General features: G+C 35.1%; 16 protein-coding genes and 1 pseudogene. 1 reads left to right on the forward strand and 16 read right to left on the reverse strand.

What is annotated here, in order from left to right; genetic code table 11:
- Positions 1-74 precede the first annotated feature (74 nt).
- Positions 75-524, forward strand: a complete 450-nt coding sequence (locus tag E0946_RS06265) for a hypothetical protein (RefSeq protein ID WP_133201618.1) — start codon at positions 75-77, stop codon at positions 522-524.
- A 130-nt stretch (positions 525-654) separates the two neighbouring features.
- Here the strand turns inward: E0946_RS06265 and E0946_RS06270 are convergent, their stop codons facing one another.
- The 16 genes and pseudogenes from E0946_RS06270 to E0946_RS07250 all read right to left on the reverse strand — a co-directional run.
- On the reverse strand, positions 655-1,434 hold the full coding sequence (locus E0946_RS06270) for an acyl-CoA dehydratase activase (RefSeq protein WP_133201619.1): 780 nt from the start codon (positions 1,432-1,434) through the stop codon (positions 655-657).
- Complete coding sequence (locus E0946_RS06275) at positions 1,431-4,031, reverse strand: M16 family metallopeptidase (protein ID WP_133201620.1); 2,601 nt, start codon at positions 4,029-4,031, stop codon at positions 1,431-1,433. Before E0946_RS06275 ends, E0946_RS06270 begins: the two co-directional genes overlap by 4 nt.
- Before the next feature lie 17 nt (positions 4,032-4,048).
- Complete coding sequence (folE2, locus tag E0946_RS06280; RefSeq protein WP_133201632.1) at positions 4,049-4,825, reverse strand: GTP cyclohydrolase FolE2; 777 nt, start codon at positions 4,823-4,825, stop codon at positions 4,049-4,051.
- Complete coding sequence (locus tag E0946_RS06285) at positions 4,822-5,856, reverse strand: FAD:protein FMN transferase (RefSeq protein ID WP_133201621.1); 1,035 nt, start codon at positions 5,854-5,856, stop codon at positions 4,822-4,824. The genes folE2 and E0946_RS06285 overlap by 4 nt, the downstream gene beginning before the upstream one ends.
- 11 nt (positions 5,857-5,867) lie before the next feature.
- Entirely contained in the window at positions 5,868-6,671 is an 804-nt protein-coding gene (locus E0946_RS06290; protein ID WP_133201622.1) for a hypothetical protein, read from the reverse strand.
- Positions 6,672-6,692: 21 nt separating this feature from the next.
- Positions 6,693-8,939 (reverse strand): vitamin B12-dependent ribonucleotide reductase, encoded by a 2,247-nt coding sequence (locus tag E0946_RS06295; protein ID WP_133201623.1) that lies wholly within the window; start codon positions 8,937-8,939, stop codon positions 6,693-6,695.
- Positions 8,940-8,949: 10 nt separating this feature from the next.
- A complete protein-coding gene (locus tag E0946_RS06300) occupies positions 8,950-9,774 on the reverse strand; it encodes a beta-keto acid cleavage family enzyme (RefSeq protein WP_133201624.1) in 825 nt (274 codons plus the stop codon).
- Between the two features lie 18 nt (positions 9,775-9,792).
- Positions 9,793-10,593, reverse strand: a complete 801-nt coding sequence (murI, locus tag E0946_RS06305; protein ID WP_133201625.1) for a glutamate racemase — start codon at positions 10,591-10,593, stop codon at positions 9,793-9,795.
- Entirely contained in the window at positions 10,593-12,887 is a 2,295-nt protein-coding gene (locus E0946_RS06310) for a ribonuclease R family protein (protein WP_243713769.1), read from the reverse strand. Before E0946_RS06310 ends, murI begins: the two co-directional genes overlap by 1 nt.
- Before the next feature lie 7 nt (positions 12,888-12,894).
- Positions 12,895-13,332: a hypothetical protein gene (locus E0946_RS06315; RefSeq protein WP_133201626.1), complete on the reverse strand. Its 438-nt coding sequence runs from the start codon at positions 13,330-13,332 to the stop codon at positions 12,895-12,897.
- A complete protein-coding gene (locus tag E0946_RS06320; RefSeq protein ID WP_133201627.1) occupies positions 13,322-14,197 on the reverse strand; it encodes a YicC/YloC family endoribonuclease in 876 nt (291 codons plus the stop codon). Before E0946_RS06320 ends, E0946_RS06315 begins: the two co-directional genes overlap by 11 nt.
- Positions 14,198-14,292: 95 nt before the next feature.
- Positions 14,293-15,576, reverse strand: coding sequence for a tRNA (N6-isopentenyl adenosine(37)-C2)-methylthiotransferase MiaB (gene miaB / locus E0946_RS06325; RefSeq protein WP_133201628.1), 1,284 nt, complete (start codon positions 15,574-15,576; stop codon positions 14,293-14,295).
- Between the two features lie 4 nt (positions 15,577-15,580).
- On the reverse strand, positions 15,581-17,551 hold the full coding sequence (locus tag E0946_RS06330) for a Ppx/GppA phosphatase family protein (RefSeq protein ID WP_133201629.1): 1,971 nt from the start codon (positions 17,549-17,551) through the stop codon (positions 15,581-15,583).
- A 7-nt stretch (positions 17,552-17,558) separates the two neighbouring features.
- Entirely contained in the window at positions 17,559-17,924 is a 366-nt protein-coding gene (locus tag E0946_RS06335; protein ID WP_133201630.1) for a NusG domain II-containing protein, read from the reverse strand.
- On the reverse strand, positions 17,924-18,922 hold the full coding sequence (gene amrS, locus E0946_RS06340; protein ID WP_133201631.1) for an AmmeMemoRadiSam system radical SAM enzyme: 999 nt from the start codon (positions 18,920-18,922) through the stop codon (positions 17,924-17,926). The genes E0946_RS06335 and amrS overlap by 1 nt, the downstream gene beginning before the upstream one ends.
- Positions 18,907-19,179: pseudogene (locus E0946_RS07250) on the reverse strand (3-deoxy-D-manno-octulosonic acid transferase); the annotation flags it as partial. The gene amrS and the pseudogene E0946_RS07250, both read right to left, overlap by 16 nt.

The raw sequence follows: 19,179 nt of genomic DNA on the forward strand, positions 1-19,179 counted from the left end.
TATATGGAGAGTTATAATTTTTTGAAGAAAGTATGATTCTTCTATTTTTCTTTTTAAAGATGGAGGATAGATAAATGAGAGTAAAATTCAAATATAAAATACAGACATATTGCGGAACACTGGATAATCTGGTCTTTGGCAGCTATAGGTCTGGCAAAATTTGTATTGCGAGGAAATATTTTTATCCAAAGCGTACAGAGCAAAATACAAGCTTTGGTCTGATAAGTAAAAACATCGCTAAGTTGTGGAAAGCTGGGTCAGAGGATTTCAAGAATCAGTTAAAGATTTATTCTCGCTGGTATAAGATATATAATTCAGCAAATAATAGTAGTCCACCTGGTGCTTATTCTTTATGGGTTAAAATAATTTATGAGTGGGCTAAGAATGAGAATATAAATCTTAAAAATATATCTTTAGAGGAGTTTCTTATCCTTGGAACTGCCATCCATACGATTATAAATTGTGTGGATAATGGATATTTAACGCCAATCCCCAATTATGAAGTTTTAACTGCATCTTTTTAATTGTAAGGAATTAAGTTTATGGAACCATTCAAAAACATTTAATGTTAGATATTGTAGTTTTGTCCATAACGACAGATTCTTCTGTATATTATGAGGCAATATTCTATATATCTTATTATTATCAGGGCAGTTATGAAAATTCTTCCATTTGAGATAGAAGTATAGCAGCACCAAGAGCACCTGTAATTTCCGGATTGGGTGGAGTAATAATAGGTGTATTTAAAAGTCCACTAAGACATTGCACCAGGTCTTTGTTCTGGGCTACCCCTCCGGTAAAAACTAGGGGTGGTATGAAATCAACTGCACTTAATTGAGTTATAATGCGCTTTGCTACAGAAATATGCGCGGCATATGCAATATCTGCTGGTGCTGTATTTTTAGCAATCATACCGATGATTTCAGATTCAGCAAAAACGACACAGGTAGATGAAATAGTGAGAGTATTTTTGGATTGCTGAGCAAGTTCGGAAAGTTCATCCAGAGAAACTTCCAGTCTATTGGCAACCATTTCCAGAAATCGTCCGGTTCCAGCAGCGCATTTATCATTCATAACAAAATCTTTGATTTTCCCTTCAGGTGTTAAAGAGATTATTTTAGCATCCTGTCCACCCACATCAATGATAGTTCTAACCTTTGGTACAAAATAAAGAACGCCAGCTGTATGACAGGTTATCTCAGAAAATATTTTATTAGTTCCTTTCCATAGTTTACGACCATAACCGGTACAAGCTATAGTATCAGGTAAGTCAAGACCATAGATATCCTTTGCTTGCTTTAATAAAGATTGCACGGATTGCAGTGGATTGACTTCAGTGGCATTGAAAGCAGAAAAAAGTATGGATTGCTTAGAGGTATCGTAAAAAACGATTTTCGTGTTACGAGAGCCTATATCTATACCCAGGGTAATCATAAGTAGATATATATCCAGATATTATCTTTGGTTAACCAGTTTTGTGCCAGATTGGAGATAGTTTTTAAATCTACGCTGCGAATTCTTTCTTCACGCTGAAAATAATATTCTGGTTCATAACCTAAAGCACTTAATGAAGAGATAGACATAGCTTGAACAGAGAGATTTTCTGCTTCAAAACGATTCATACCACAGAGATAATTTTGAGCATTGATAAGCTCTATCTCCGTTACTCCATAGTCTTTAACTTCTTGCAATATCTGAAGAATAAGTTTTAGACATTGATTAAAGACTTCCGGTTCACAATAAGCATAAGCAAACCAGTAACCTATATTATGAGCACAATTATATTCAAATCCTGTCTGATAAGCATAGCCTTTTTTCTCTCTAACTATATTAAAAAGACGAGAATCCATATCTCCACCAATAATCTGTGACAGTAGATAAAAAGCAGTGCTATTTACTCTATCTTTAGCTGCTGGTGCAAAACCACCCAGATGAATAATAGCTTGAGGAGAATTTTTATGAGAGATAATTTTATGCTTTTTTATTGGTTGAGGAAGTTCCGGATTATTTCCGATCCAATTTTCCGAAGGAGCAGGTTTCTTAAAGATTTGAGGTGCGGTACTAAAGAATTTATCTGGCTCTAAAGAACCTATAACAGCAAGACTAAAATGGTCTGGACGATAGTTTGTTTTATACCAATTTTCCACTGCTTCTAAGTTATGTCTTTTTAAATCTGATATATTTCCTGAATAACGACCATAGGGACTATTTGCTCCAAAAAGTAGATAAAACCAATGATAAAAAGCTTCGCTATAAGGCATCTGTTTATCTCTTCTTAACATATCTATAGCTGCTGCTTTTAAAAGATTGATATATTTTTCCTCAAATGCTGGATGAAAGATAAGCTCTTCCATTAATGTCAAAGCAGGAACCAGTTCTTTATGAAAGCACTTACCACGAAATATAGTGGTATCCAAAGAATGCTCTACTTTTAAACTTACGCCATAAAGTCTATATAGGGATAGTATCTCATCTGCACTATAATTTTGTGAAGAATGTAGCAAAGCAGATGAACAAAGATAATTCAAACCACGCTGATTTTTATCTTCGTTCAACTGACAGATATCCGTTGCTAAAGCAAAACCATTGATAGGACGATCTGGTAAATAACGATATAGTAAGGTAAAGCCATTATCTAATCTGGCAGAATAAAAATCAGGTCTAATTTTTTGATAAGGTATGGGATTCGGTAAAGAATCAGCAAGTTTTAATTCAGGAATAGAGGATGAACTCATTGTTCTTCTAGGATATATATTATTTGAGCTAGGTATTGAAGTTGGATTTGGGGTCTGCTGAATAATTTGTAGATAGGAAGGCTGCCAGTAATGAGTTATTACTTTTCTTACATCTTCCAGATTTAGTGAAACTATTTTTTCATCGTAGTTATAAAGATTTTCATATCCGTCAATAAACTCTTCATCTCCAATCATTTCTGCCAGGTCTTCCATACATTCAAAGCCATAGCGCCAGGTATTGATAACATCTTTTTTTATTAGTTCTATTTCACTTAAATCCAGCTCACCTTGTAAAATAGTTTCATATTCAATCTGAAATATATTTCTTATTCTGGGGATAGACCTTTCATTTATGGGATATACTACGATAGCTGAAACTCCAGTCATAATACCAGAAATGGAAGATACTTTAACTGCGGAGGCAAGTTTTTCTTCTACTACCAATCTTTTAAATAAACGAGAAGAACGCCCTATAGCTAAATAACGAATAGCTATCAGCATTGCATTACTTAAAGGATGTTTATCACTCAATTCAGGAAGCACAAAAGCTATAAATATCTGAGAACTGGCTTTCCAGAGATAGGGAAGAGGTGGAAAGATTGGTTCTAAAAATTGTTTATAATCTGGAAATATGATTTTTGAGTGAGATTTCCAATCACCAAAGAATGCTTCAATCATTGATTTTAATTGATCAAAGTCAGCCTGTCCGGCAATAACCAGAAAAGAGTTATGAGGTTGATAGTATTTATGATAAAAACCCCTAAGCCTTTCATAAGATGCTTTATTAATAGATTCTTCGGTCCCTAAAATAGGTTTTTTTAAAGGATGATTGGCGAAAGCAGCACTTTGAATAAACTGGATAAAATTGGTTTCAGGGTCCAGAGTGTTCTGAATCATTTCTTCCAGAATGATATCCTTTTCCAGTTCCACATCTTCTTCGGTGAAAGTTGAATGCATCGCCAATTCAGCTAAAACTTGTAAACCTTCCTTCACAAATTCTGAAGGAAGAGAAATATAATAACAGGTACAATCAAAATCCGTGTAAGCATTGATAGAACCGCCAAACTTATAGATATAAGCAGCTATCTGATTGGAAGGAAATCTGTCGGTTGATTTGAAGGTTAGATGTTCCATAAAATGAGCAAAGCCAGCTTCATCTTCCTTTTCCCAGGCACTACCTATTTTGATGTATAGCTGTAAACAGATGACAGGCTCAGAATTCCCCGATTGGAAAATGTATTTTAAACCGTTAGACAAAAAACCAGAAATGGCAGGTTTGATAAGTGATTCGGACAAGTGTTTAATCCAGAACTTTATTGTTTAACTCTATGAGTCATAGCATAAGCATTATGATTATGGATGGACTCCATACTTTCCACTTCAATAATGAATTCCACAATACGAGAATCTTTCTCCAGTTTTTGAGTCACTTCTCGCACAATGTCTTCAACAAACTTCGGATTAGAATAAGCGTTTTCAGTCACAAATTTTTCATCTCTCCGTTTTAAAAGAGGATAAACAGGCGAACTTGCTGATTCTTCAGCAATTTGGATGAGTTCTTCCAGCCAAACAAAATCTGTATATCTAACCTTTATAGTAACCTGAGCTCTTTGATTATGTGCACCGTTAATAGATATAGCTCTAGAACAAGGACAAAGAGTAGTAACCGGTACAGTTGTTCCAATCCATAATTGAAAATAATTATTAAAGGAAGCATTGAAGAAACATTGATAATCCATTAAGGAAGGTATTTTGGAGACAGGAGCCATTTTCTTTATAAAATAGGGGAAAGAAATATCAATATAGGCAGCTTCTGCTTTCATTATAGATTTCAGGTCCTGAAGCAAAGATTCCAAATTGCCAGTGATACTATCGTGATGATAACGATTTAGAACTTCAATAAAACGGGACATATGTATGCCTCTTTTACTGGGATGGAGGTCCACATATAAATTGATGTTTCCTACGGTATCCTGAGTTCCATTTTCTCTGTCATCTACCACAATAGGATAACTTAATCCCTTGACTCCAACTTTTTCAATTGCTATTTGACGAAAATCGTCCTGTGATTGTATATCAGGTATGCTCATTGTTCGTCGTGCCAATCCAAAGCTTTCATTCCTAAGGTTTTAAGAGATACTATCTGGTCATTTTCTTGATAGAAGATAACTGCATTACTATCAGGATAATATTTTAATGCTTCTATTGCTTGATCAGGAGGCAGTAAAAACAACGCAGTAGAAAGTCCATCTGCCCAAGTGGCAGAAGGATTAATAACCGTCACTGAATAAACATTTTCCACAGGGTAACCAGTAAAAGGATTTAGAATATGATGATATCTTTGTCCATTATACTCAAAATAAAGTTGATAATCACCCGAAGTACTTAAAGAGCCATTCTTTATCTTGAAATTGCCAATGGTTTGCATTCCTGCATTAGCTCTGGGATGTTTTATGCTCACTATCTGATAATGTTTATGACCAAAAAATGTCATACCACTGGTGCAGTCAATAATTCCGCTGATAAATTTATGATTTTCCATATACTCGCGAGCTTTTTCCAGAGCATAACCTTTAGCTAAAGCGCCAAAAGTAATCTGCATACCCTGCGGTATTTTTATATATTGTTTATTATAGCGAATGCGATTAAAACCTATATTCTTTAAGGTTTCTTTAATTAACATTGAATCGGGAGGTGCTAAATTTAATGTATCAGCTCCATATTCATTTATTTTACTGAATCCCCAGAGGTCGTATAGAGGCTTGATGGTTATATCAAAAGCCCCATCAGTCAACTGATAAAGACTATCTGCCACACAGAGAAGTTCATAGGCATCAGGATTCATAGGATAGCGTTTACCCTGAGAGTTATTGACCTTATATACCCAGCTTTGAGGATTATAATCGTCAAAAATATCTTCAAAAGTACGAATATAGGCAAAAACTGAATCTATCTGAGTGCCAATATCTTTACTTTTAGAAGTAGCAGAAATAGTTACAACTGTATCCAGTAAATCCAGGTCCTTTTTAGTTTCAGAATAAGAACGATTAATCCAGGTCCAGGCTCCGTAACCAACTACCACAATTAGTAAAATGAGAGAGATAATTTCTTTTTTAGTCAATTTAATATCCCTCACTTAGATTTATATTCCCGGATAATTTCATATGCTAACAAGAGGTCCAGGTAATCTCTAATAGCAAACCAGGATAATGGTAAAGTTATTAAAAGAAAGACCAGAGCTAAAACTGTGGCGGCAAGATTTAATGCCAGTAAGATAAATCCCAGCCAGAAAAGTTGCCAGCGTACCACTTTAAAATACTTATATGCCATCCTCAGAGCTTTCCAGGCATTAACCTTCTTTCGCTCCATAAGAATGGGTACAGGTAATACTACTCCAATATAATATCCAACTAGAACTAACCAGACCAGATGAAGAATTGGGTCACTGGCAAAATTAGGTAATCCGAAACAGACAATATAAATCAAGATAAAATATAGAGCTGAAATTAAAGTGAAGAAAAAGTATCTGGGATAGGCATTAAACCCCTTTAATAAATCTTTTAAAGTAAGGGTATAACCCTTGATTTCACAAACCGGTTTAAAGACTATTAATGATAGAGGAGTCAATAAACTTAGACCCATACCAGTGATAAAGAGATTTAATAGAAGCTTTCCGGCAGTTTCCTGGGATTGAAAATCCAGTATCCCAAAAGCATTTAATAATACTAAAAAGGCAATGATGGGAAGAACTCCAACTAAGATTGTGAAAGCTGCCGCAGGAATATTGGCTCCTTTAAACTGCCAGTATTGCTTAAAAGTTCTTTTAAAACTACCCCAGGATGCTAATTCATGCACTACAATAGGGGTTTGTTTTCCACAATTCACACACCAGAAATCATGAGGTGCTAAGCGTGCATCACAATGTTTACAACGCATTACTACTCCTAAAATATAAAATCAACATTTAGACCAACCGCAAACAGGACATTTCAGACAACCTTCCAGATGTTCTACGGTTGAACCGCAATCTGGACAAATATAAATAGCACTTTTTGCGCCAGGTTCTTCTACGGGTTCATCTATTTCTGCTTCACTATGAAAAGATTCAGTTTTAAGATTGTTATGAGTTTTTACAAAATTCTCCAGAGCATGTCCTACGGCATCACCACAGGAAGTGATAAGTGTTCCATTATGCCACATAGGAGATGGACAACGGATTCCTTTTAATTGACGAATAATAGATTCCAATTTTACATTAGAACGAAGAGCTAAAGAAGATAATCTAGCAATAGCTTCCAGTTGAGCTGAAGCACAACCTCCAACTTTACCCATCTGAATAAAGACCTCACAAGCGCCAAACTCATCAGAATTAATGGTTACATACATATGACCACAGCCCGTTTCCAATCTTTGAGTTAAACCGTAAGTTATATCTGGACGACTACGAGGTGCCACTTTCCCTTCAGAAACGGTCATTTTAATGCCAGAACTTAAAACCTGGTCTTCTCTACTTCCATCACGATAAACGGTTATTCCCTTACAACCAAGTTCCCAGGCAAGTTGATAAGCTTTAGAGATATCTTCAATAGTAGCAGAATGGGGAAAGTTTATAGTTTTACTGACTGCATTATCTGTATATTTTTGGAAAGCTGCTTGCATTCTTATATGCCACTCAGGAGCTATATCCAGAGCAGTTTGATAAATCTGTTTAAATCTTTCGGGAATTTCATCTATATCTTTTAGAGAACCAGTTTGAGAGACCTGAGATAAAAGTTCAGGTGAGAGCAGACCTTCTTTTTTCAGGGCAGTCTGAAAATACTTATTGGCATAGAGCAGCTTTTCTCCATCCATTACATTCTTGACAAAGACCAGGGAAAACAGAGGTTCTATGCCACTGGAAGCATCTAAAATCATACTGATAGTTCCCGTAGGAGCAATAGTTGTAACCGTGGCATTACGAATCCCATTTTGTTTAATATCCGAAATTAGTTTATTCCAATCCTTTTTAATTGGTTCTCTTTTAAGAGATTGAGTATCATAGATAGAATCAGTAAAATTGGGGAAACTACCTTTTTCTTTAGCTAATTCCATAGAGCGTTGTTTGGCTTCAAAATCAATAAATTCCATCAATTCTTCCGCTAAAGAGATGGCTTCTTCACTGGTATAGGGGATTTCCAGTTGAAACAGTAAGTCTGCCCAACCCATAACTCCTAATCCTATCTTTCTATTGGCTTTAACCATAGCATCAATCTGGGGTAAAGGAAAACGAGAACAATCTATCACATCATCCAGGAAATCTACACTTAATCTGATAACTGATTGCAGCTTTCCCCAATCAATGTTTCCATCTTTAGCAAATTTTGCCAGATTAATGGAACCAAGATTACAAGCTTCATAAGGTAAAAGAGGTTGTTCTCCACAGGGATTGGTTGATTCTATCCTTCCCAGTTTGGGAGTAGGATTGGCAGCATTGATTCTATCTAAAAAGATTATGCCTGGTTCTCCATTTCTATGAGCCATTTCTACAATGAGATTGAACACATCCCTTGCTTTTAGACGCTGAATTATTTTACCACTGTGAGGTGAAATAAGGTCGTAATCCTCATCATTTAAAACTGCCTGCATATAAACTTCTGAAACACCAACACTGATATTGAAGTTAGTAAGTTCTTTAGGATCTGCTTTGCATTGAATAAATTCCATAATTTGGGGATGTTCTACATTGAGAATTGCCATATTGGCACCACGTCTGGTTCCGCCCTGTTTAACTGCATCAGTAGCAGCATTATACACTTTCAAAAAAGAGATAGGTCCGCTGGAAACACCATTAGTAGAACGCACTGGTGCATTTGCTTCTCTTAAATGACTGAAAGAAAAACCAGTTCCTCCACCACTTTTATGAATTAAAGCTGCATTCTTCAAAGTCTCAAATATGCTCTCCATACTATCTTCAATAGGAAGCACGAAACAAGCAGAAAGCTGTTGTAAATCACTTCCAGCATTCATCAAGGTAGGAGAATTTGGTAAAAACATACCAGAATCTAAGAGCTCAAAATAGAGTTTTTCCTTCTCTTTATTGCTCTGAGCAATATTGGACGCTATTCTACTTATCATTTTTTCCCAATCTTCTATGGTTTCTCCAGCTTCATTCTTTCTAAAATAGCGTCTCTCAAGAACAATCAGAGCATTTTCACTTAATTCCATTTATATAGTCCTATAAGCCAAGAATTTCTCGTGTTTGATCTGGAGTTGCAAGAGGTCTTCCAATTTCAGCTGCAATTCTCGCCATTCTAGCTACCAGCTGAGCATTAGATTCTGCTAAAACACCTTTATGATAATAGATATTATCCTCAAAGCCCACTCTGATGTGTCCACCCATAACCATAGCGGTTAAAGAAGCAGGAATATGATATTTTCCAATCCCCGCAACTGCCCAGGTGGCACTCGGAATAAGTTCTTTTAAATGATATGCCATATAGACCACATTTTTAGGAGAACCATTCATACCACCTGGAACACCGAGAACAAATTGAATATGTAAAGGTGAATGAGTGATAACTCCTTTTTTAATCAATTTTGCTACATAATCTATCATACCAGATTCGTATACTTCAACCTCTGGAACTACCTGATATTCTTTAAAAGCTTCAGCTAATCTTACTATATCTGGTGGTCTATTGATAAAGACATCATTGCCAAAATTCAAAGAACCAGCATTTAAAGTTGCCATCTCAGGCTTCAAGCATAGAGGAGCTAATCTTTTTTCAAAATCTTCTCCTACAGCACCACCCGTACTGATTTGAACTATAATCTCAGGAACAGCTGATTTTATGGCTGTAATAGCAGCTTCAAATCTCTCTAAACTCTGAGTGGGATTGCCTTCATCATCACGCACATGCAGATGGATAATCCTTGCTCCAGCTTCAAAACAAGCTAATGCTTCAGCTGCCTGTTCTTCTGGAGTTATAGGCAGATTAGGTTGATCCTTACGGCAAGTTTCTGCTCCAGTAATTGCTGCGGTTAAGATTAAGGGTTCCATTTTTTTCTCCTTTGTTATTTATTCAAACCAGCTCTCATATAAACGAACTCTTTTAATAGGCGTAGGCTGAACACCCAGAATGTATTCAGCGATTTGGGAAAACTTTGCTTCATTATCACTAACATAAAATCTATCCATTACAGGCTCAGTGCTACTTTCAACTGGAAGCAAAGTCTTAAGATGCAAGGCAATAGCATCGGCACTATCTATAAGTTTTACCTTATGTTCCATAATTTCATCAATCAAAGATTTAAGTAAAGGATAATGAGTGCAACCCAAAACAAGTGTATCTATCTCTTTATCTTTAAAAAAGTTAAGATATTCTTCTGCTACTATTCTACTAACCGGATGATTTAACCAGCCTTCTTCAACCAGAGGAACAAATAGGGGACAGGCACAGGAAAAGATTTCTGCTTCAGGAAGGATGGATTTAATGGCTTTATTATAGGCTTCGGAACGGATGGTACCTTCCGTCCCAATTACACCGATATGATTGTTATGAGTTGAGTCTGTAGCTAATTTTGATCCAGGCTTGATAACTCCGATGATTGGAATATCTGTTAGTTTCTCCAATTCCTGTAAGGCAACAGCAGAGGAAGTATTGCAAGCCACCACTAATATTTTAATGTCTTTTTGAAGAAGAAAACGAGCATTTTGAATGGAATATTCTATGATAGTATTTTCCGATTTAGGTCCATAGGGAACACGAGCAGTATCACCAAAATAGATGATATTTTCAGCTGGAAAAGCTCTTTTAATGGCTTTATAGACAGTTAAACCACCCACTCCAGAATCAAATATTCCAATAGGTTGTTTCATCACTTTCCTCTATATCTCTTATTTGTATTGCCATAATTTTTATTTCTAAATTTATAGTCAACATCAAATCTTTTCTTTCCTCTCTGGTTTTTTCTTATCCTATTATCATTATTGAAGCTATTTTTCTTAGAAGGTTGAAATTGAAAATGCCGATGCGATTCCTTACCTGGTTTAAGTTCCAGATAAATATCGTCACTAACTTCCATAATATTAACCAGCACTTTATCCATTAGCTGAAAATAATCTCTATTATCTTCATTTATAAAGCGCATTTGTCTATCTAAAAAAATCCAGTTTCCAGGAGGAAATTCTGTAACCATTAAGACTGCATTGATGGGTATCTGGTCTAATCTTATGATGAGTCTATCATTTTTGGCAGACATAACTATCCCGCTAAAGCTTTCTCCGATAAACTTTTTCATATAAGTCATACTGAAATAATGTTCAATATCCCTTTCTGATTGATCTGCTTGCAATTCCTGTTCAGATGCAACAGAAGCAAAGTGTTTCAATTGACTATAATCAAATTGTATCTTACTGGTTTTTAGGATATAAGTCTTGCTTAGATGGTGAATTATCAGGTCACATAAACGCCTGATAGGACTGGTAAAATGAGTGTAAGTTTCCATTCCTAAGCCAAAATGTCTTATATGTTCAGTGGAATATTTAGCTTTTTTCATACTTCGCAGGATTATCGGTTCAAAAACTTTGTGATGTTCTGGAGTGGGTAGGGAGTGCAGTAAATATTGAATGGAAGCATTAAGATTTTCTCTTTCATAAAAAGAGATACCATAATAGGATAGCAATTCAATTAATCTTTCAATCTTTTCCCAATCTGGGTCCTCATGAATTCTGTAAATTGTAGCGGGAGCAAGTTTAGAAAGTTTAGTAGCAATACATTCATTTGCCACCAGCATAAAGTTTTCAATCAATTTATGCGATTCTGTTTCTTCTGCTAAGGTAAATCTTTTAAGAAATCCTTCTTCATCATATTCATATTCCAGTTCAGGAAGGTCAAAAAAGATATAGCCTTCTTTAAGTCTTTTGGCTGTTAGCAAAGAAGAAAGTTTACGAGCTGATAATAAAGTTTCTGATAAATCTGAAGGAAAATCAGTATTCTTTCCGGAAAAAAGCTCATCTACCTGGTCATAATTTAGACGATAATCACTTCTTATAACACTTTCTTCCAATCTTTGACGCATAATCTTGCCTTGCAGATTAAAATCTGTGATAACACTCATTGCCAGTTTATCTTCATTAGGACGTAGGCTACAAACTTTATTAGAAAGTTTCTCTGGTAACATGGGAATAACTTTTTTAGGAAAATAGAAGCTATTGCCACGCTTCACTGCTTCTGAAAAAGTTGCACTTTCGGGTTTAACATAATGTGCTACATCTGCGATATGAACATAAAGACGCCAACCTTGATTAATCCTTTCCAGGGATATAGCATCATCAAAATCTTTGGCTGAGGCAGGGTCAATCGTAAAGGTTAATATGTTTCTGAGGTCTAAGCGATGGGCAAACTCTTTATCTGAAATGGATTCTTCTATTGCTTCCATTTCGGCAATAACAGTATCAGGAAACTGTAAAGGAAGATTATATTGCCTGATTACAGCTAAAAGTTCAACTTCCGGGTCTCCTGAAGGTCCTAAGATTTCTATTACTTTTCCTACTGGCATTCTACCCATTATAGGGTTGCCCCAATTTGTTACCTCCAATACAACCTTATCCCCTTCTTTTGCACCATTTAAGTCACTAACTTCTATCCAGTTATGAATCTTAGGATTGATGCTTATAAAGAAAGTTCTGCTCCCACTTTCACGAATATCACCAGTCATAGTCTCATTAGCACGTTTTATGATTTTGCGCACAATAGCATAATCTGGTTTACCCTTACGAAAATGTGGCTCTATTGCTACTATATCATTATGATAAGCATTCAAAGTGTCTTCTGCATTAACATAGAAATCGCCCTGTTCTGTACGGACAAAGGCATAGGATAAGTCACGAGCCAGAGGAGTGGCATCAAATATTCCTTCCAGCAATCTGGGATGAGAAACTGGTTCATAGGTTTCTTTCTTTAGCTGGTCAGGACTTACAGCCAATCGGAATTTTCTATTCTTCTTGGTAAGGATACCTTCTGCCACCATTGCCTGTAAAGTTTCCGCAAGTAATGATTTTTCTCGCTTAACTAAATGAAGTTCATTAACTAACTCATTATAAGATAAAGGAGTATTGTTATTTTCAATAAATGTTTGTTCTATACGGTCACTGAGATTTGTATTCTTCAAGTTTACCTCAATACTGTTTTCCTATTTTTTCTCGCAGGATTTCTAATAATTGTTCTTTCTCAGTTTGAGTTTTGGAAAAACGTAAAGATTGACCTCTAAATGGGTCAAGTCTCCTTGGCATCTTAAAAGTGCTGAGCATCACACCACGTTTATCACAATAAAAACATCCAAAATCAGAGTATTTCCGCGTTATTTTTATAAAGAGATACATTATAATTATTTCATTTTCATAGAGATAATAAGTTGTGGGAATGAAATAGGGGAGAAGGGTACCTATAACCAGCAACATACCGAGATAATAATACCAGGGTTGATGCCATTCCTCCACTGTTACATTCCAGAGAAAATAAGCCAGAAAAAGAAGAAAGAGAATTAATAATACAGAAGTGAAAGGTCTTTCTATAAAGGGCCAGGAACGCCAGGTTAATAATGGTTCAGGCGACATTTTGAACTATCTCCCTGCATTTTTCTATTTCTTCTTTTAGAGTCAAAACATAGGTAAATGTGCGAGCTGTTGAGAATTTTGAACCCAGAGTATTAGCTTCGCGTTGCATCTCCTGAAGGATAAAATTAAGCGTTTTACCTGTATCTTCTTCTTTTTCAAGCGTTGCTAATAAGGTATTAATATGACATTTCAAGCGTGATATCTCTTCTTGGATATCATATTTATCAATATAAATTGCGAGTTCCTGAACCAATCTTTGTTCCAACATTTCAGCATTGAAATTACTTAATAACTCAGTAACTCTATGTTTTAATATAGAATACAATTCTTCTTTAAAAGGTTGTATCTCCTTTTCTATGTTGTCTAAAGTCTTTAACATCAAATCAGAAGAATGCCTTAATGTTTCTTTAATATTACTTGCCTCTGCTCTTAAGGATAACTCTAATGCTTCAATGGCCTTATCCAGAGTCTGATTCAATAATTCAGCTAATTGTTCATCTTCATCCAGATTATTAATAGATTCAATTATACCAGGCTCATTTAATAGATATTCCAATGAGATATCTTTATCTATATCAAGTAAAGCTTGAGCTTGTTTCACTAACTCATAATATTTCATTAATTTTACTTCATTTAATTTTAAGGCAGGTTCCCTACGATCAGCAAAAGTAACCCTTATTTCAACTGTTCCTCTACTGAGCACCTTACCAATATGTTGTCTGATGGGATACTCAAAAAAACTGATTTCACGAGGGAGGTATATTCTCATATCCAGAAAACGACCATTAATAGATTTAATTTCTATTTCGCAATCCATATCGTTTTTTTGAATTTTAGCTTTTCCATAACCAGTCATACTTTTCATAATAACTCCACAAAATAGTATAATAATAAAGAGGGAAGAGGTTTATTACTCAATAAATTAGCCAGCATATCTGTAAGTTTACATAACATATCTTATCAAGACCTATTAACGCACTGCAAGGTATTTCCAGTTGAACCCGTAACTATGCCTTTTTTTAAGGTACCTATATCCTGTTCAGTTCCATCTAAAACTGCTATCTTAAAATCACGAGTTTTGCCTGAAACTTGATGAGCAGATTTTTTACTCATACTTTCCACATAAACCTCAACTTCAGAACCAATTTTAGCTTCATACTTTTTAAGGGATATTTGTCTTTGTAGATTAACCATTCTTTTTAATCTTTCTAATCTAATCTCTTCAGGAACCTGGTCTGGTAAATAGGCAGCTTTAGTATTTTCTCTTGAACTGTATTTAAAGCAAAAGGCATAATCAAATTGAATCTCTTGCATAGCTTGCAAAGTATGATTAAAGGCTGTTTCTGATTCTCCAGGAAATCCAGTCATTATATCTGTTGTAATTGCCATATCTGGTATAGCTTTACGCAATTTATCCACGATATTTAGATAGTGTTCAATGGTATAGTTTCTATTCATTGCTGCAAGGATGTCATTATCTCCACTTTGTAAGGGTAAATGTATGTGTTCACAAATCTTAGAGCTTTCTGCCATCACTTCAATCAGTTCATCAGAAAGGTCTTTAGGATGGGAAGTAATAAACCTGATTCTATAGATGGAATCTATATCATTCAATTGTCTTAATAATTTAGGAAAATTGATATCTTGATAAGAGTAAGAATTAACATTTTGTCCCAGCAGGGTGATATCTTTCAATCCCATTTCACCACATCTTTTGACTTCTTCAAGGATAAGTTCGGCAGGTAAACTTCTTTCTCTTCCACGCACATACGGAACGATACAATAGGAACAGAAGTTATTGCAACCACGCATAATAGTTACATAAGCACAAGTTTGACTTTGATGCAGAGGCATAATTCCTGTATAAGTTTGAAGATTATCAGTTTCTGTCTTTACACCCTTTTCTTGCTGAATTAGTTCAGGAAGTTCCAGATACTTATCAACACCGACTATATAATCTATCCCATAATTTTCTATCAACCTCTTCCCCATTCTTTGAGCCATACAACCAATAACCGCTATTTTCAATTCAGGATTGATTGTTTTTCTATATTTTTCCGTGGCTATGCGACCGAGAACACGATTTTCTGCATGCTCACGAACGGAACAGGTATTGAAAATTATCAGCTCAGCTTCATCAATATTACTGACTAATTGGTGTCCTGCCTCCATTAAAATGGAACTAACTAACTCACTATCAGCAATATTCATCTGACATCCGTAGGTTTCTATATAAAATTTCATCTTATTATCGTTTATTTATTTTATTTAACTTCTGGTTGTAGCCTGTAGCTATACCATAATAGCATACCAAAAAACCTGAGCTCTGTAATCTGTCCAACAGAAATATATAATATTGAATGCTATAGTATAAAATATCCAGAGATTCTGGTTCCATAGCATAATTCGCTATTTCTTCATTTTTGCCTGATTCAAGAATATCTTTCAAAGTTCGCAATTCTTTCAAGGAAATTCTGCAACCGTTAAGTTCATCCGGACGATAATATCTACTTCTTTTTACAATCTTAGCTAAAAAGGTTGCAGTTAGTCCCACACAGATAATCATATCTGCTTTCCAGAAGGGGATGCTTTTCGCTATTTTATCAAGGACATTGTTGAGTTTTTTACCCTCTTGAACAGTTTTGCGAATAGTCAAAAGACCAATAGGTATGCTCATTCTATCTATATTTGAATCAGGTTCAGAGTAGATAAATTGAGTGCTGAACCCTCCAATATCAATAATTATAGCAGATTGTTTATCAGGAATTAAATCTTTAGCTGCCAGATAAGCTAATTCAGCTTCTTCTCCTTCTTTAAGTAACCTATACTTAGCTTTCCATTTTTTATTAAACCACTCTGATAATTGTTGAAGTTGTGGACTCTGGCGATGTATTCCGGTTGCTATAACAAATTTGGAAGAAGGTATGTTTTGGTCATACGCCATAAAATTACTGACCAGAGATTTGAATCTTTTAATAGCTTCTCTTTTAATTCTTACTGTTCCTTTTACTATTTTATATTCTCTACCTATTCCAGTTTTGATTTGAGCAGTATGAACCGGAACAGATTTTCCTGCTTCACAAAGAGCATAATTCAGATTATTAGAACCTATATCAAAAATAGAGTTCAGTTTCTTTTGAGAATAATGTAATTCAATATAGCGTTGCAGGATAAGTGAAGCCACCTGTTTATTTCTATTAGGTATTATTTTTCTTTGACCTGAAAAGGTAAGAGCAGTATGAAAAACATTTTTCCATTCTGAGACACTTAGATTTAGTTCAGGTAGTTGGATTTTTTGTGGATAGGAAGATATACCTTTAATTAGAACTTCTTCTTCAGGATAATCTTTTCTTGGATAGTATATCAAAAAAGTTCCCGATTGGATAGCTTCAGCAAAGCTTCCATATCCGGGTTTTGTTAAAAGAATATCGGATATACTGATTAAAGAAGAGAAATCAAAATCTGATGGTATCTGGATATAGTTAGGAATTTCTTTTAATTCTCTGGTAGATATAACCGTTCCTGGAAAAGCAGAACACATATTTTTCCAGTTGAGATTCATCTCCCCTTCTCCTCCAAAAGAGCAGGTTAGAACTGGAGACTGTGAATCAATACCCAGAGCCTTTTTCAATTCTGGATTTGGGGGTTTATAAGCCGCAAGTAAACCAGTTTTTTCTATTTTTCTGAATGAACCCATACTTTTAGTTGAGCTGAGAGGTAATCTAAAAGCATAATCTACTCTTTGATAAAGACCAAAAATAGTATTCAGCACCGGTTTTAAATCTGTCTGTTTGCCAAATAACTTATCATAAATGAATATCCAGTCAAAATTGGATATAGCAAAAACAGGAATTTCTGCATAGGTTCCAGCTTCAACGGGTAACCAAGGAATATCGGTGATAATCAAATCCACTTTTTCTTTCCTGAGAAAATCCACTTCTCTATCAATTATTTCCTGTCTTTTACCCATTAATTGTAGCAAGGCAAGACGGGTGGCAGCTTTATCGGGTTCCAAATTTGCCTTATGTTTTACCCCTACATCACAAATTGTATCTTCTTTTTCATATAAATGTGGATTTAAATCTTGAAAAAGATAATCTGGTTTAGCACTTCGGATATAGACAAATATACCAAATTCATTGAATTTTTTTGCCAGAGCTGCCATACGAGTGGTATGTCCAAAACCATGATGAGATATATAAAAAGCAAATTTTAGCATAGGGATATCATTGAACAATCAAAGGTCTTTTAGCATTTTTAGAATGAATCTCTACCACTACTTTATTAGGAAGGCAGATTATAGGCAAAATATCACCTGCTCCCTGTTTAACACAATTATGATTTGGGCAATCTGCATAAAGCATTCTCACCTTACTATCTTTAATTTCCACCGTATTATGTTCATCAATGCGAATAATATAGTCCTCTTGAAGGGAATAAACCCCAATTAATTGATTATTTTTATAAATATACACATTTCTTTCATCTTCTTTTTTTACCACCAGTATACCACTTATAATGATAGCGATAATTACCACTAAAATCAAGATAAAATCTGCCCAGCTTAGATGGCTTTTTAGCCATTTAAACATCAAAAAACCCCATATATCCTATAAGAGCAATTACGACATTGTCCTTTATCATCTATTCCTACTATCCTTCTGTGAGCAGATATCACAAGATTATCGCATTTGGGACAATAGGTTTCTCTAAATTCATCAGACCAGATATTTCCAGCATAGACATAGGAAAGTTTTTCTTTTGCCATTTGACAAGCTTTTAAAACAGTGCGAGGAGAAGTCGGTGGAATATTAGATTTATATGCGGGATAATAAGCAGAAAAGTGTAAAGGAATGTCCACACTTATAGAGGAAACAAAATCAATTAAAGCTTGAATATCTTCTTCCGCATCATTTAAGGTAGGAATTAGAAGATTAGTCAATTCTATATGAATTCCAGCATTAAAAGCATTTTTAATGGTCTGTTTAACTGTCTCCAGACCTCCATTACAATGTTTAACATAAAATTCATTGCGAATTGATTTCAAATCTATGTTCATAGCCCGAATATAGGGCATTAACTCCTTTAATGGTGCAGGATTAATGTAACCATTTGTAACCATTACTATATCTGTATCTCTGGCAATCTTAGCAAAGTCATAGATATATTCATACCAGGTAAAAGGTTCCGTATAGGTGAATGCTACCTGTTTATAGCCTTGATAGGAATGTTCCAGAACCAGGTTATACAACTGTTCGGGGTTTATATATGCAGTTGAACAGGGCATTTGACTGCTATCATAATTCTGACAGAAAAAACAGCTTAAATTACAGGAATTAGGACCTAAAGATACAATCTGAGAACCAGGACGGAAATGATATAAAGGTTTTTTCTCAATCGGATCAAGACTAATTCCCATTGTCCTCCCATAATTTATAGCAATCAATTTTCTTTCTATATTCTTACGTCCTCTGCAGATACCAGTCTCCCCCACTTTCAAAAGACAACAATGGGGACAAAGCAAGCATCTAACTTGCTGATTATCAAGCTTTTCATAGAACATTGCTTCCCTTTCTATGCTGTTATCCATGGTTCTAAACCCCTTAGATGATTTTCCAGAGCATTTTTATTCCGTTCTATACACGCTCTGGCATTTTCACCCATTTCTTTTCTTTTTTCTGGATTTTGATAAAGATATATTATATCTCTTTTTAAGTTTTGCGAATCCGAAATCAATATAGCATTAAAGGATAAGAGCTCTTGAACAGAACCAGCACAGGAACTATGATATTGACCCATTATAATTGGTTTTCCATAAAAAGCCGGTTCCAGAGGATTATGTCCTCC

Source organism: Candidatus Syntrophosphaera thermopropionivorans (assembly GCF_004353895.1).
GTDB classification, from domain to species: Bacteria; Cloacimonadota; Cloacimonadia; order Cloacimonadales; family Cloacimonadaceae; genus Syntrophosphaera; species Syntrophosphaera thermopropionivorans.

Excerpts from the sequence above, each read along its gene's own strand:
- E0946_RS06300 (WP_133201624.1), bottom strand. The coding sequence starts at position 9,774 with ATGGAACCCTTAATCTTAACCGCAGCAATTACTGGAGCAGAAACTTGC.
- E0946_RS06315 (WP_133201626.1), bottom strand. The coding sequence starts at position 13,332 with ATGTCGCCTGAACCATTATTAACCTGGCGTTCCTGGCCCTTTATAGAA.
- E0946_RS06295 (WP_133201623.1), bottom strand. The coding sequence starts at position 8,939 with ATGGAATTAAGTGAAAATGCTCTGATTGTTCTTGAGAGACGCTATTTT.
- murI (WP_133201625.1), bottom strand. The coding sequence starts at position 10,593 with ATGAAACAACCTATTGGAATATTTGATTCTGGAGTGGGTGGTTTAACT.
- folE2 (WP_133201632.1), bottom strand. The coding sequence starts at position 4,825 with ATGAGCATACCTGATATACAATCACAGGACGATTTTCGTCAAATAGCA.
- E0946_RS06265 (WP_133201618.1), top strand. The coding sequence starts at position 75 with ATGAGAGTAAAATTCAAATATAAAATACAGACATATTGCGGAACACTG.
- amrS (WP_133201631.1), bottom strand. The coding sequence starts at position 18,922 with ATGGATAACAGCATAGAAAGGGAAGCAATGTTCTATGAAAAGCTTGAT.
- E0946_RS06270 (WP_133201619.1), bottom strand. The coding sequence starts at position 1,434 with ATGATTACCCTGGGTATAGATATAGGCTCTCGTAACACGAAAATCGTT.
- E0946_RS06330 (WP_133201629.1), bottom strand. The coding sequence starts at position 17,551 with ATGCTAAAATTTGCTTTTTATATATCTCATCATGGTTTTGGACATACC.
- E0946_RS06290 (WP_133201622.1), bottom strand. The coding sequence starts at position 6,671 with ATGCGTTGTAAACATTGTGATGCACGCTTAGCACCTCATGATTTCTGG.
- miaB (WP_133201628.1), bottom strand. The coding sequence starts at position 15,576 with ATGAAATTTTATATAGAAACCTACGGATGTCAGATGAATATTGCTGAT.
- E0946_RS06320 (WP_133201627.1), bottom strand. The coding sequence starts at position 14,197 with ATGAAAAGTATGACTGGTTATGGAAAAGCTAAAATTCAAAAAAACGAT.
- E0946_RS06335 (WP_133201630.1), bottom strand. The coding sequence starts at position 17,924 with ATGTTTAAATGGCTAAAAAGCCATCTAAGCTGGGCAGATTTTATCTTG.